The sequence below is a fragment of the Bacteroidota bacterium genome, from assembly GCA_016718825.1.
Classification (GTDB): Bacteria; Bacteroidota; Bacteroidia; order J057; family JADKCL01; genus JADKCL01.
Window position 1 is genome coordinate 15,475 of sequence record JADKCL010000059.1, and the last position, 12,561, is coordinate 28,035.

12 protein-coding genes are annotated in these 12,561 nt (G+C 51.4%); 9 read left to right on the plus strand and 3 right to left on the minus strand.

Translation table 11 applies throughout. The annotated features are described in order from the left end of the window. Positions 1–39: 39 nt before the first annotated feature. The 3 genes from IPN95_28685 (at position 40) to IPN95_28695 (ending at position 3,088) form a co-directional block, all read left to right on the plus strand. Positions 40–393 (plus strand): hypothetical protein, encoded by a 354-nt coding sequence (locus tag IPN95_28685; GenBank protein MBK9453298.1) that lies wholly within the window; start codon positions 40–42, stop codon positions 391–393. Positions 394–449: 56 nt separating this feature from the next. Then, the gene (locus IPN95_28690) at positions 450–1,013 is read left to right on the plus strand and encodes a hypothetical protein (GenBank protein MBK9453299.1); all 564 of its coding nucleotides are present in this window, start codon (positions 450–452) and stop codon (positions 1,011–1,013) included. Between the two features lie 731 nt (positions 1,014–1,744). After that, positions 1,745–3,088, plus strand: coding sequence for a hypothetical protein (locus tag IPN95_28695; protein MBK9453300.1), 1,344 nt, complete (start codon positions 1,745–1,747; stop codon positions 3,086–3,088). An 8-nt stretch (positions 3,089–3,096) separates the two neighbouring features. On the opposite strand, the gene IPN95_28700 is transcribed toward IPN95_28695, so the two are convergent. The 3 genes from IPN95_28700 to IPN95_28710 all read right to left on the minus strand — a co-directional run bounded on the left by IPN95_28700 (position 3,097) and on the right by IPN95_28710 (position 6,388). Then, the gene (locus tag IPN95_28700) at positions 3,097–3,351 is read right to left on the minus strand and encodes a hypothetical protein (GenBank protein ID MBK9453301.1); all 255 of its coding nucleotides are present in this window, start codon (positions 3,349–3,351) and stop codon (positions 3,097–3,099) included. Between the two features lie 217 nt (positions 3,352–3,568). After that, on the minus strand, positions 3,569–4,288 hold the full coding sequence (locus IPN95_28705) for an alpha/beta hydrolase (protein MBK9453302.1): 720 nt from the start codon (positions 4,286–4,288) through the stop codon (positions 3,569–3,571). A gap of 144 nt (positions 4,289–4,432) precedes the next feature. After that, entirely contained in the window at positions 4,433–6,388 is a 1,956-nt protein-coding gene (locus tag IPN95_28710; protein MBK9453303.1) for a hypothetical protein, read from the minus strand. Between the two features lie 213 nt (positions 6,389–6,601). Here IPN95_28710 and IPN95_28715 point away from each other — a divergent pair, with 213 nt between their 5' ends. The 6 genes from IPN95_28715 (at position 6,602) to IPN95_28740 (ending at position 12,497) form a co-directional block, all read left to right on the plus strand. Further along, positions 6,602–8,116 (plus strand): hypothetical protein, encoded by a 1,515-nt coding sequence (locus IPN95_28715; GenBank protein MBK9453304.1) that lies wholly within the window; start codon positions 6,602–6,604, stop codon positions 8,114–8,116. Positions 8,117–8,200: 84 nt separating this feature from the next. Continuing rightward, positions 8,201–9,034 carry an acyltransferase family protein gene (locus IPN95_28720; protein MBK9453305.1) on the plus strand — a complete coding sequence of 278 codons (834 nt, stop codon included), beginning with the start codon at positions 8,201–8,203 and terminating at the stop codon, positions 9,032–9,034. Between the two features lie 228 nt (positions 9,035–9,262). Beyond that, positions 9,263–9,739, plus strand: a complete 477-nt coding sequence (locus IPN95_28725; protein ID MBK9453306.1) for a hypothetical protein — start codon at positions 9,263–9,265, stop codon at positions 9,737–9,739. A gap of 28 nt (positions 9,740–9,767) precedes the next feature. After that, entirely contained in the window at positions 9,768–10,718 is a 951-nt protein-coding gene (locus IPN95_28730) for a hypothetical protein (GenBank protein MBK9453307.1), read from the plus strand. 6 nt (positions 10,719–10,724) lie between these two features. Then, positions 10,725–11,342 carry a hypothetical protein gene (locus IPN95_28735; GenBank protein ID MBK9453308.1) on the plus strand — a complete coding sequence of 206 codons (618 nt, stop codon included), beginning with the start codon at positions 10,725–10,727 and terminating at the stop codon, positions 11,340–11,342. A 210-nt stretch (positions 11,343–11,552) separates the two neighbouring features. Continuing rightward, on the plus strand, positions 11,553–12,497 hold the full coding sequence (locus IPN95_28740) for a hypothetical protein (protein ID MBK9453309.1): 945 nt from the start codon (positions 11,553–11,555) through the stop codon (positions 12,495–12,497). Positions 12,498–12,561: the final 64 nt, after the last annotated feature.

Consider the following 12,561-nt stretch of genomic DNA (forward strand, 5'->3'; position numbering starts at 1 on the left):
TTGGTAGGTGATCGATTACTCCTTTCGCCCGAAAGAATCATGAAAAATTCCATCTGTCTCTTGTTGCTCCTGCTCGTCGGAACGACAATGGCCCTGGCACAAAACAAAAGGACCTACGTCCCGAAGCCGGCCAATGGCCCGATGTTTGAACCCATGACCGTGTACGATCCTCAGGAAAACGCCCCCTTGGAGGATTGGAGAAAATACCAACTCGGTGACTGGGTGAATCAGATCAAGGAGCATTTCTGTGAAACGCAAGCCTTGGCCTCACTTGAAAACAGTGCGCAAGAAGCAATGAAAAGATCGGAAAACTTAATCCCGCGGCAAACCAAAGACCATCCGCAGCATCCTTTTGGATTGAATCCCGCAGGATTTACTGTACCATTTCCATGAAAATTGCGTTCTTCGTAAAAGATGGTTTCAACCGTTCAACAGTTTTGAATTTCAAGATGCGTACACATCATCTCCTTTTTCTCGCGCTGCTGCTTCTGGCAAGTTTTGCCCAAGCTCAGACCCGCAAACTTGCGCACCGCAGCCATGCGGGCAGCCCCAATACGTTTGCGATGCTCATGGACGACGATCATGGCGGCGGCCCTGTTCCGGAGAAGGTGCAGGAGGTTTATTATCTCGAACCCTGGATCATCAAAATCCGGAAGCATTATGAGCAGGTGGCCAAACAAAACGGGCCAAAGGTCGAAACGAAGAGCGGTTCACAAGACAACAAGGAGGTGAAGGAAACCTCCGAACCTGCCAAGGCACCTTTGGATTCATTGCCACAAAAACCGAAATCGGTGCCAAGGGCAGGCAAGTCGGCCACCATCGGCGTGGCGGTTCCAGCAACTCAGCTTGAAGAAACCTCCGCACTCGAAATACCGCGTGTGCGGCTTGCGAAGGCGACACTGAACCCAACCCCAAGTTCTGGGCTCAACCTTTGGCTATTGGCGGGCATCATCATCGCCTGCGTGGCACCCTGCGTACTCCTGCTATCCGGCGGGCTAAGAAGCAAAAACTAAGCAATCATTGGCGAAGAAGCCGTGAAGGGGGCAAAAAAAAGGCCGCCAAGAATGCCATTATCAACAGTGGGCAATCCTTAGGCGGCTTTTCAACAGAGAGGTATGACCAAATCCGTCAACCAATTATCAATCAGAAAAGACAACTTCAAAGGAGGCTGGGAAACATTATCCCTACCTCGGAACGCTAAAACTCGGCGACCTTGTGAAATTTCCCCGGCACGAACGCATCTTTAACAACGAATCCGCGCCAAGGACACTCCAAATATTTGTGGTTCTTAGGAGGTCGCCTTTAAGCCAATTGGCTTGAAAGAATATTAGAAAAATTGCATCTCCGCTACAAAAAATCAACAATTATTCTAGGCTGTACTGAAATTCAAACCCTAAACGGTGCAGCTATGAAAGCGAAACTGCAAAAGATCCGAGATGAAGGGCTGAAATCGAAAGAACGTGAGTAAATCAGCGAAAATGCAGTTGCAAGATGAGCAAGTACCCGGAAACAGAAAACCAAACTTTTTGTTGGAAGTAACCAAAAAAAGCTATATCTTCAACCATTAATTCATTCATTTAAAGTGGATTAACCCTCAACCAACTCGGCCACTGGGCATAAAATCGTGAAAGGCAGTTTAGTACATGCCATCATTGCGAGTCTCGATGAAAAATCGAGGAGGAAATTCCTTGCCTCGAGACCAGCAAACAAGGATTGGGAGCAAATTTCCCAGCTTTTCCGATTGTTGGCCAAGCAAGATCAGTACAGTGAGGCGGCCTTATTGGGAGGTACCGGACAGACAAAGCGCGTCAAAAACATCCAAATTGAGCAGCTAGGGCAAGAATTGGTGTCATTTATCGGCGAAGGAAAGCCGGATGTGATCGTGCACCAAATTTTGGCAACAGCACCGCACGTCATTGAAAACCGACTCGAGCGGCAGGCTGTAGAGCTTGTCGAATGGGGGATTTCATTGGCCGAATCTTCGGAAAACTACCATGCCGTGCAGGCACTTTGGCGACTTGCCGAACTTTTCCCAGAGCCACGGCCGCAATTTCGCGGCATGACTTACGAGCATGCGCTTGCCTGCGCAGGCAATTTGATTGGCTATCGGCAAATTGAAGTGCGCCTTCGGCAAACGCCAACGATCCCTGACCTGGAGGAACGAATCGCCATTTTGGAAGAAATTGAGGCATCACCCTTGCTGGAAAGTCCCGGTATGGCGCTGAGCTACGAGGCACGGCTCCTGTATTGGCGTATTAAGGCGATCTGTAAGTATCTGGTAAAAAATTATGGCGCCGCCATCGCCCCACAGACCAATTTGGTCGCGGTGCTTGCGGAGAGAACAGAAGCAGACCCGGAAATTGCAAGAAGGTGGATCAAGGAATCGGGAACTTTGGCAGCGCTCCACGGCGTGATGAACAATTTTGATTTGGCAAAAATGGTATGGAATGACATTTCAACTTTTGAAACGCCGACCCTTACCCTTCACTGCGAAAAAATCAAACAGATGTTCCCGGCGATGATCACCGTGGGAATGGACACAGGAGATGAGCTGTTTACCGAGCAAGCAGTTGCTACCGGATTGTCTCTGATGAAATCTAGTCCGCACCTTTTCTCAGTTGGCCTTCAATGTGATGTTTTGTTTCATTGTGCCAGCTATTTTATTGCCTCCAATCGAGTAGATAAGGCCACCAAAATACTCTATAGGTTACGCGGGTTCCAGAAATCGAATTTCAGGCAACCTGTTTATGCGATGACGAAGGCTTTGGAAATCATTTTGGAAATCGAATTGGGGGCCCATGATGATGCGATACGCCTTTGCAAAAACCTGCGTATGTCCAAACATGATCGATGCGTGCCCGGATTGGGAGTTGGATTGCAAATTTTGGCAGCAGTGGCAGCATCCATTAGTCAGCCGGGATTCAGGTGGTCACAGATTTCCGCAAATTCGCAATTCCAAAAGATGGTCCAAGACCTCGAAGGCCAACCTGTATTGGACTATTTCAATCTGGTGGCCTGGATTCAGTCAAAGGCAATTGGGCACCCGATGATGAAACAACTTCACCATCGGGCATATCCAAACGGGTAATTGTAGATTTACAGATTTGCGATCAAGACCGTATCGGTTGAGCCATCGGCATTCATCACCACCACCGAATAACCCTCAGAAACCACATCAATGGTTACCCGGCCGATTGCGTACATGTCTACCAATTCATTGTAGGTGAAATTTACGTGGTCTTCTACCTGATGTAAAATCGCCGTAACGGTAGACCACGGTAGTTCGGTTTGCTCCGCGGCGCAGGATGCCATCATTGGCCTCGCCTGAACGGCTGCGGTGGTCAATGTCAAACAGCAAAATAGGGCAAATAGAGTACAATTACGTTTCATGGTACAAACGTTTAGGGGTTGAAAATCAGTATGAGCCAGCCGACAAACCCATGAGGAGGGAGCGGCAAGTTTAAGATAAGAAATTGGTCACAAATCCCACCATACCACCTTGGCGGCCTGACGAATTTCCATTCAATTACGCGTAAGATTCTGGGCTAGTTTTAAGCTCGTTACTGACTTAGCCGCGCTCGACTTCGTAAGCATGTCGCGCATCGTCATTGGCCTCGCGCCCAGCGCGATCTTGTGCGAGCGCCTGCATGATGCGCACGATGTGGGCACCAATTTCTTCCCCCTTGTTGAGCAACATCAAATGCGTGCCCCCGCGCACCGGAATGCAGTTGCGAATGTACCGGATCGGAAATATGCGGTCTTGGTCGCCATGAATATGAAAAAGTCGCGGAGTATGCGCTTCATGACGCCAATTCACGGCTTGGTGGATCGCCCAATCGGTATGTACAGGATCCAAATCCGATTTCATGAGGTGAATGAATGCGTGTTCTGCTGGCGTTTGAGGGTCATTCATCCATTTGTAGGCGAATCCAAACTCCTTGCCGATCTCCGTGGGCACCAATTTGTGAAGGCTGAAGGAAGATGTCAGCCACATGCCCAAAGGCCGTTCGCGGAAACTTTTGATGCTTGAAATGAGAATGACCGTGGCTTCGGGCAGCAGCTTGGCCATCTCCTGCGCAATGAGCCCGCCAAACGAATAACCCACCAAAACCGGTGAGGTGTCCCCGTCCAACCTTGCCACCATCCTTGCAGCATAAGCCGCAATCCGCTCATTGGCCTTGGGTCGCATCCAATCCAAATAGACCTTTTCGTAGCCGGGCAAATGCAACTCGGCAAACACCCTGCGGTCGGTCGCCACCCCTGGAATCAAGTAAACTCTCTGTTCCATAGCCGATGTTACGGATTTTGAAGGAAAAGGTGAAATTTTGGTGCAAAACCTGCCTTCAAACCCCGCCTAAAGCCCAAAAAAATTGCGCCCTACCATTTGGCGGGGCGCAATTTCTCAACGAAGTTCAATCTAAAACAGGATGCCTCAAGCTTCAAAGTAGAAGTACTTTTCTTTTGGACCCCTGTATTCGGAACTGTATCCATTGTGGCGCAACAGCACAATGTGAAGCCTGACGATGTAAACACAAGTATGGTCAGGCCTTGGCGTAATCGTCACCAATGGGCTATGGACAGCTGCAATGCCGGGCCGTGGCACATTGTTCACGAGCAACAAATGGTTGCCCGGATTGGTGACCGGCGCACCGCCCGATGGCCAGGCATAGAAGGTGCCATCCGCACTGTGGGCAGTCAGCGTCGCAGACCCGAGATGCGAATGATAGACCGTGTAGGCAACATTCACATCCTCCTTGCTGAAGGCCACGCAGTCGCCAACAAAGGAATTGCCCCGCTTCAAGGCCAATTCATAGTGTGGCGCAGCATTGCTCACGACCATTGCATTGAGGGTGATTCCATTTCCCGGACGGGGATCGCCCGTGACACGGTCCTTGGTTTCGAAACGGATGGCAACTTTTGGAATGCTGAAGCGGTTCCCGACAGGAAATTCATCGCCAATCTGCAAACCGACCGGCCCAACGGGAGCCTCGCCCACTGACAAGGAAACCGTATTGAAGTTCATCAATTGATTTCCATCGTTGGCCCAACCATAGTCGCCAACATTGACGCTGATCGCCGAGAGGCCGTTGGCAATCCGGTTGGCATTTGCGGTCACCAAGGCACGCGACGCAGCGTTGGTCACATCGACCCAGCCTTGTGCATCCACATCCTCAGCAGCCATCGTCACGCCGACCGACAGGTAGCTGAACGTGGGGAAAGCCGTCCATTTGTAGAGCGTACCAAGATTCGCGCCCGGCACAAAGAGTCCGGGGCCAAATTCGCCGAGGCTCCCGCCGATGATCGCGGCATTGGGGCTGTCAAATTCGGCAGCGGGCGTAGCAGCAAGGGTGTTGCCACGTGTGCTACGGACAATGCGGAATCGGTAAAGCGGGCAATCTGCACGGGTTGGATCCGGAACTTGACCATTGAGCGAACTCTGGCTAAAGATCGCATACTTCCGGCCACCCAAATCAGCATAACCTTCGTCGTCAAACGCATGCGGATTGTCTTCGGTGGAAATCGGAAATGCCGTTCCTACTTTGTTCCAAACGGGGTCAATCGGTGCTGTCCCGGGTGGAATCGGCAGTTCGACACAGAATGAGAAGCAAGCACAATGACCCACGTCTTTGCGTCCGGGCTTTTTGCCATCGGCACGAGTCTCCTTGAGCAAAGGCGTGCCATCGGCGGCCTCTACGACAAAATAGACATCCGGCCCGAGCGTACCGCCAAACGGCGTCTCGACATTGATGCCGATCCAAGAGAGGAAGGTCCGCTTGAAGTCGATCGAATGGTAGTAGATCGTAAAGCGACCATCCGAATTGGTCGTCGCCGTTCCCAGCACATCGTCGGTGATCACATCGGCATCCATCGCCTTGACTTTGACGCCGCGGGCAGGGACGTCTCTGCTTTGGCAGATGGTGATGCGGCCACAAATCACCCACAGGTCAAACCATTCGAGCAGGCGGCACCAAAATGCCTTGGGGATGATGTAGTCCCACTGAAACCTTGCGATTTGCTGATCTTGGGAATATTGCCAATTGGGCAAAATCGTCGTCAAATAGACCAAAACGGGGCCTCGTTCCGATTTACCCCCGTCAGGAGCGTCGATTTCTGCCACGATCCGCAAAGGACCTTCGGTGTAACGATCCAACTTGGCCAAATAGTGACCGGTCTCGTCCAACTTCGCTTCGCCGACCAATTGGCCATCCAGCGATTTGACCTCCTCGGCGCTGACCACCCGCAAGGTGTCTTTGGTGTTGGCAGCGAGTTCTGCATAGACCTCACGTGTTGCCTCAACGCGGTAAAACTTGATTTTGGAATGCACAAGGGGATTCCTGCAATCTGTACAAGCCTCGCTGTACAGTTTGCCTTCGATGATAAAAGCCATAAGAATATAGAGGGTTAAGAATTTCTAATCGTGATGGGACAAAAGTCTGGTAATCGGGGGCGCAACAAAAAAGAGAAATTTCAAAATATAAGGTTTTCAAAATGACAAACAATTCGACAAATGATTCATAAATCGTATTTTTGGCGCGATATTGTAGTATCAAAATAAGTATTTCATTCCCATGGCATTGTTTTTTTCTCTTCGCATCCCCAAATGAGTGCCGACCTCCATGCCTTGGTTCAAAGTCTTTCAAAAGCAGAGCGAAAGCAGGTCCGGATGCAAGGCATGCATACAAACGGCAGCCCGAGCAATTATTTGTTGCTGTTGGACGCATTGCTTGGCCAGCCATTTTATAACGAAAAGGATCTGATTGAAAAGTTTGCAGGAACAAAGATGCTCGGCAATTTTTCTGTCGCAAAAGCCTACCTCCTGAGTGCGATTGTAAGGGCAGGGACCCAGCGTCAGGAGGGCAGATCGGTGGAGGCGACACTGAGAAGGCGCATCGACGAGGTCGAATATTTGCTGGAGAAGGGAATGGACCGCCTTGCCCGCAAGGCTTTGGAAAAGGCTCTCCATACTGCGCGAGCCATCGATTTACCTGCCCACAAGGCAGAATTGTTGCGTTGGAAACGCCGATTGGTCAACAAAAACCCGGGAAAAACTCAGCCCGAATTGTTGGAGGAGATCAAGGAGGAGGAATTGCTGGCCTTGGAACAGCAATTGCTCGATGCAAAATTGCGCATCCTTCGGGCGCAGGCACAGACACTCTTTGCAGAGAATGCCTTTGCCCGCACACGTGAAACCCAGGCCCAGCTCACGATCATCCAATCAGATCCCGCCATGCAAGCACCTGCAAGACAATATTCCTTTCATGCCCGACAAACGCGGAATGCGATCCTCTCCATTTGTTACCGCATGCTCGGAAAGGACAGTGACGCCCTTCAGTCGCTAAAAACAGCCTACTCCGAATGGGCACACCGAAAAGATCTCATTCTCACATTTCCAGACCAATACCTGCAAGTGCTCGTAAGTTTCCTTGATGCATGCATCAGCTCAAGAGATTTTGCGCTCTACATCCAAAATGCAGATGCACTTCGTCAATTTCAGTCTTCCGTTCCCAAACTGAATGCCCTTGCCACACTGCTTCGCATCAACTTTGAGTTACGCTATTCCTTGCTCTCAGGAGATTTTGAACATGGTCGCGCTGCGGGAATACATGCCTACGCGGCCATGGAATCCCACGCTCGTGCAGCGGATCCCAGCATTGAAGCCACACTTCTGTATAATCTCAGCTCGTTTCATTTTTTACAGGGAGACTACAAAAAGGCGTTGCAGGCCATTAACTTGATCTTGAACCGGCAGGCCTCCCCCATCCGGCAGGACATTGCGGATGCTGCCCGACTGATGGAAATGGCGATTCATTTGGACTTACACAATTTGGACCTAGTGGAGTCCTTGCAACGCGCCATGCACCGCCGATTGCGCCTTCATCCCCGGATCGAGGACTTTGAAAACATCCTCGTTCGGGGTCTCAAAAAGTGGTGGGAAGCCATTCCTGCGCAGCAGGATGCCATTCTCCGAGAGACATACCGCGAAATTTGGGAACTTGAAGGAGCAGGCAGCATCATTGGTCGGCAAGAAATCCTCTTGTGGCTACGCAGCAAAATCGATGGAATCTCCCCGGCAATCCTCATTCGAAAGGAGGGCCTTGGAGCCTTGAAGCTGTGAGATCCTGGGGTCGCTTGTTGCTTGACGACAACGACTTGGACAAAAAAATTGTAGCTTCGCAGCCTCAATCAACGCATTGCATGTATGGCCACGCTTGAAAACGATATCGTTCCACCGTCCAAAGATCTTGTCCGCGAACTGGCAAAACCGTTTCAAACGTGGTTCAGTCCCCGCATCTACGGGTTTGACAAAATCGAACGCGAGCGTCCGGCTTTGTATGTGAGCAACCACACAATCCTGGGCTTGACCGACGGATTTTTCCTCGGGCTGGAAATGTACCTGCAAAAGGACATCATGCTGCGCCCACTCGTGGACCACATGCATTGGGAGATTCCGTTTTGGCGGCAGCTGATCAAAAACGTGGGCATGGTTCCGGGTACACGTGAAAGTTGTGCCGCGCTCATGGAAGCCGGCGAACATGTACTCGTCTTCCCGGGAGGACGACGCGAAGTCTGCAAACAAAAAGGCGAAGCCTACCAATTGATCTGGCGCAACCGCACCGGATTTGCCCACATGGCCGTGGCCCATGGCTACGACATCATCCCGGTGGCGACCATCGGCGCCGAAGAAATGTTTGACATTCTCGTCGACGCCAAGGATGTGATGAATTCGCCGCTCGGTGCTTGGATTCAGAACTCTGGCTTCGCAGACAAATACTTGCATGGCGGCGAAAACCTTCCGCCCATCGTCAAAGGCATCGGTCGCTCCATCATTCCCAAGCCGCAGCGCCACTATATCATGGTCGGCGAACGCATAAACACGACGCGCTTCAATGGCGAGGCCCAGGACCATGAAGCTTTGGTCGGCGTACGGCAAGAGGTGGAGCATGCATTTGCAAGGATGTTTGAAGATTTGCAGGCTTTGCGGAAAAATGATCAGGACGAGGAATGGTGGCGCAAGATTCTCAAAAACTGGTAAAGGCCTGATCAACAGCCCCGAAACAGCATTCTGTAAAAAATTTTACCGCGCAGTAAGGGACAATCCACCTTCGGATGTCTTGGAGACGTACACCCTACATCTTCAAAGCGTTTGAAAAATGATGCCTTCCAATATCCGGCCCCCGAGCCATGCATGCGCCGCGCGCAATGTAAACTTCATCAACCCTCGGCCCAAATTTGCTTATCTTTCATCCTCCAAATCAGCATTATGAAAGGTAACAAAATCGTGTGGGCAACCTGCCTCCTTCTGCTCAGTCTCTCCATGGGCTGCAAGGAAGAGGTCGAATACGTTGCGCCCGACTCCAGCTTCGGGCTGATCTACGACCAGATTTTTGCGCCGAGTTGTGCGCTGAGTGGTTGCCACCTTGCACCTGTCAAAAAGCGGGACCTGCTTGGCGAACCGCCTTACCTCGCCGGCGAAGCGACCTTTGCTGCGCTGATCAATGTGACGCCGACGCAAACACAGGCTGCTTCGGCAGGTCTCAAACTTGTGATGCCGGGAAATCCCGACTCCAGTTTTCTCTACCAAAAAGTCATCTACGACAGCAGCAACTTTGCATTCGGTGCAAAAATGCCGAGTGGGGGCCTGACGATGACCGCGAATCAAATTCTCTTTTTGCGGCAATGGATCGCTGCCGGCGCCCCGCTCACCGGCCATGTCGCTGACCGCAGTTTAATGCAATGAAATTTCAAAAATCCAGATCCCTTTGATCATGAAACGATTGTCCTATTTATTCCTCCCTGTTTTGGTGCTTGGAATGAGTTTGAATGCTTGCGAAAAGACATTCGACTACAATCCCGCCGATGTCCCCAATGACTTTCCTGCCTTGGCTGCGCCGGCATCGGGCACCGGCTTTCAAATCCATGTTCCGGCATTTCCCGTGCCCGGCAACTTCGAACGCGAATGGTTTATGCGTCTCCCCGTTGGCAATGCCGACGACATTTATGTGAGCAGCTTCCAATCGAAATGCCGTCCGGGTACGCACCACTTGGTCGCCTACGGCTATGAGGACGAAGACGCGCCCTACCAACCGCAAATTGGCGTGATGCGCGACCAAAACCGTTCGGATGGACGCGGAAACTTCCGTGGCGGCATGTTTGGCTCGATCAATTTTTTCACCGCGCAGGCCGAGGAGTTCACGTTGAATTTGCCAGCGGGCATGGCGGTGCACATTCCCGGAGGCGCCACGATGGACCTGAATTCGCATTATTACAACAAGACCACCGAAACCCGATTTGGCGAAGTTTACCTGAACATCAACACTGTCGATTCGAGCCAAGTCAATACGATTTTGTACACGGAGCTGATTGACAATTCCGACGAATTGGTTTTGCCACCGCGGCAGACGACCACGATCACGCACACCGAAATCGCGACCGATCAACACATGATGTTGCATTCGATCACCTCGCACATGCACAAACGCGGGAAGCTCTTCAAGGTATTTGTCGTCGGCGGTCCGCGTGATGGCGAATTGATCCTTGAAGCCGACGATTATCAGCATCCGCCGCAAATCTTCCTTACCAATCCGCTGGAAATCACCCCGGGCATCGGACTGCGCACCGAGATCACCTACGAAAACGAAACCGACCGCGAAATCCGCTTTGGCGTGACGAGCGAAGACGAAATGGGCATCGCATTTTTCCTCTACGCTAAAATCTAACCGCAGATGAAAAAGCATATCCTTTTCCTCGCGATGCTCTGCCTTGTTCAATTGGCAGCGGCACAGGCATCCAGCCCCAACCCATGGGCCGGTCGGTTGGACCTTTTCCACCAAGATTACCTCGGCGAATTTTCCTTCGGGCAGTTGGGCGTGTACGACAAGGTGCACATTCGGCCGGGCGTAAGACTAGGGATCGAACGTAGTTGGCTCACTGGCAACCACTTTCGGCTCTACCAAGATGTGATGCTCGGCTATTACCACAACACCTATGACGAGCGCTCGTGGACTTTTGGGACGGATTTGGGCTTGGAGTTGCGCATCGTGAAGCAACTGCGCGTGGCCATTCCGATCGGCATTCATTACAACAATGCAAAGGCGATCGATGTGCGCTACGAATACAACGGAGAAATGTGGGTGAAGGCCAAAAATACCGATCCCGCGATCAATCGGTTGCAGCTTCAGAGTGGCTTGAACCTTGGCTGGCGATTTTTGCCGGAGTCAGCCCATCCCGTGGATGCCTTTGCGACAGGCAGCATTTCCTTGATCGGCCCTTGGCAGCCGGGTTCGGGGATTCCAGCGCTGGTTTACAAATCCGCCGGATTGGGACTGCGGGTGGGAATCTGAGCGAGAAAGCGATACCTAAAACTCCAACCCCCGGTCTCGAAAATATCGATTAGGGATTTCTCGAATGGGATTTATACCTGCAGAATTTCAACGTCCAAGTCATAAGTGATTCGAAGGATCGTCAAGCAGTGAACTTTGGGTTGAATTTTTGGAGTTCGTAATTCCTTAAAATTGAACATTGAATCTTTTTTGCATGTATCGGTTGGTAACATGTTGTCTGATAGGGTCGAGGCGCTGGGGCGGCTTGGGTGGATGGGCATTTTGTGCTTGTTGCTGCTTGTTGGGTGTCGCAAGGTGGGGGATGAGTTTGACCCTCCTTGCGAATGGTTGCCTGAAGAGCCACGCTTGGGGTGGAACTATCCCTTGGTGGGGAATTCTGTCTTGAGGCCTTGTTTCAATCCGCGGAATCCTGATGAGATTGTCTTTGTGCGTCGCCTCAATGGGAGCAGCGAGGATGAATTGGTGAAGTACAATCTGGTGACGAAGGCTCATCAGGTGCTCTTCACAGGCGCTATTTGGAGCCCTCCTTCTTGGGGGACCAATGGGTGGATCTTGATTGGCTCCTCTGACGAGAACATTTACAAGGTCAAGGAGAATGGGGACAGCCTCACCCAATTGACGACTGAAGGCGGAAAGTTTTTTCCTATGTGGGATCCTGCAGGGGATCGCTTCGCGTGCCAGAACATTGGGCTTGCTCAGGTTGTCTTCTATGATGCCGAAGGCCTACCCTTGGATTCTCTTTTTCATGCTCGCATTGGTGTCTCGTGGAATCATCCCCGCTATTCTCCGTGGCCCTTTGATGATTATGTGTATTTGACGGACATGGTGGCTGATACGTTGATCCCCTTTGTTGCAGCCCCTCCCGCGGATCGTACATGGGCGCTGGGCGCGATCTTCACGAGCGAAAGTCGGTTGGTGGTTTCCTACGTCAGTGGCATGTATGCGATTGACCTGCCTTCCAAAACGGTTACGCTTCTGCGGTCGTCTTGTGACGCGGTCCTGTACCTCGATCCGAGTTATTCCCCGCAAAGGAATCAGTTGCTGTGGTCGAAGTTGTCGAGGAATCCTGTTGGGAGGTCGCTTTATACCACGACGTCATTGGTGCTGACGACGGTGGATGGGGATTGTGAGGAGGAGGTTGTGTTGGCATTTTAGGGTAGGATGAAGGTTTTTTGGATGCTTCTTGCAAGTTCCGAGGGTGTTGAAAAAATGGGCATTT

What these genes read in the sequence shown, in the direction of transcription:
- IPN95_28690 (MBK9453299.1), top strand. Translation starts at nt 450, where the DNA reads ATGCGTACACATCATCTCCTTTTTCTCGCGCTGCTGCTTCTGGCAAGT.
- IPN95_28720 (MBK9453305.1), top strand. Translation starts at nt 8,201, where the DNA reads ATGGCCACGCTTGAAAACGATATCGTTCCACCGTCCAAAGATCTTGTC.
- IPN95_28740 (MBK9453309.1), top strand. Translation starts at nt 11,553, where the DNA reads ATGTTGTCTGATAGGGTCGAGGCGCTGGGGCGGCTTGGGTGGATGGGC.
- IPN95_28685 (MBK9453298.1), top strand. Translation starts at nt 40, where the DNA reads ATGAAAAATTCCATCTGTCTCTTGTTGCTCCTGCTCGTCGGAACGACA.
- IPN95_28735 (MBK9453308.1), top strand. Translation starts at nt 10,725, where the DNA reads ATGAAAAAGCATATCCTTTTCCTCGCGATGCTCTGCCTTGTTCAATTG.
- IPN95_28715 (MBK9453304.1), top strand. Translation starts at nt 6,602, where the DNA reads ATGAGTGCCGACCTCCATGCCTTGGTTCAAAGTCTTTCAAAAGCAGAG.
- IPN95_28710 (MBK9453303.1), bottom strand. Translation starts at nt 6,388, where the DNA reads ATGGCTTTTATCATCGAAGGCAAACTGTACAGCGAGGCTTGTACAGAT.
- IPN95_28725 (MBK9453306.1), top strand. Translation starts at nt 9,263, where the DNA reads ATGAAAGGTAACAAAATCGTGTGGGCAACCTGCCTCCTTCTGCTCAGT.
- IPN95_28705 (MBK9453302.1), bottom strand. Translation starts at nt 4,288, where the DNA reads ATGGAACAGAGAGTTTACTTGATTCCAGGGGTGGCGACCGACCGCAGG.
- IPN95_28730 (MBK9453307.1), top strand. Translation starts at nt 9,768, where the DNA reads ATGAAACGATTGTCCTATTTATTCCTCCCTGTTTTGGTGCTTGGAATG.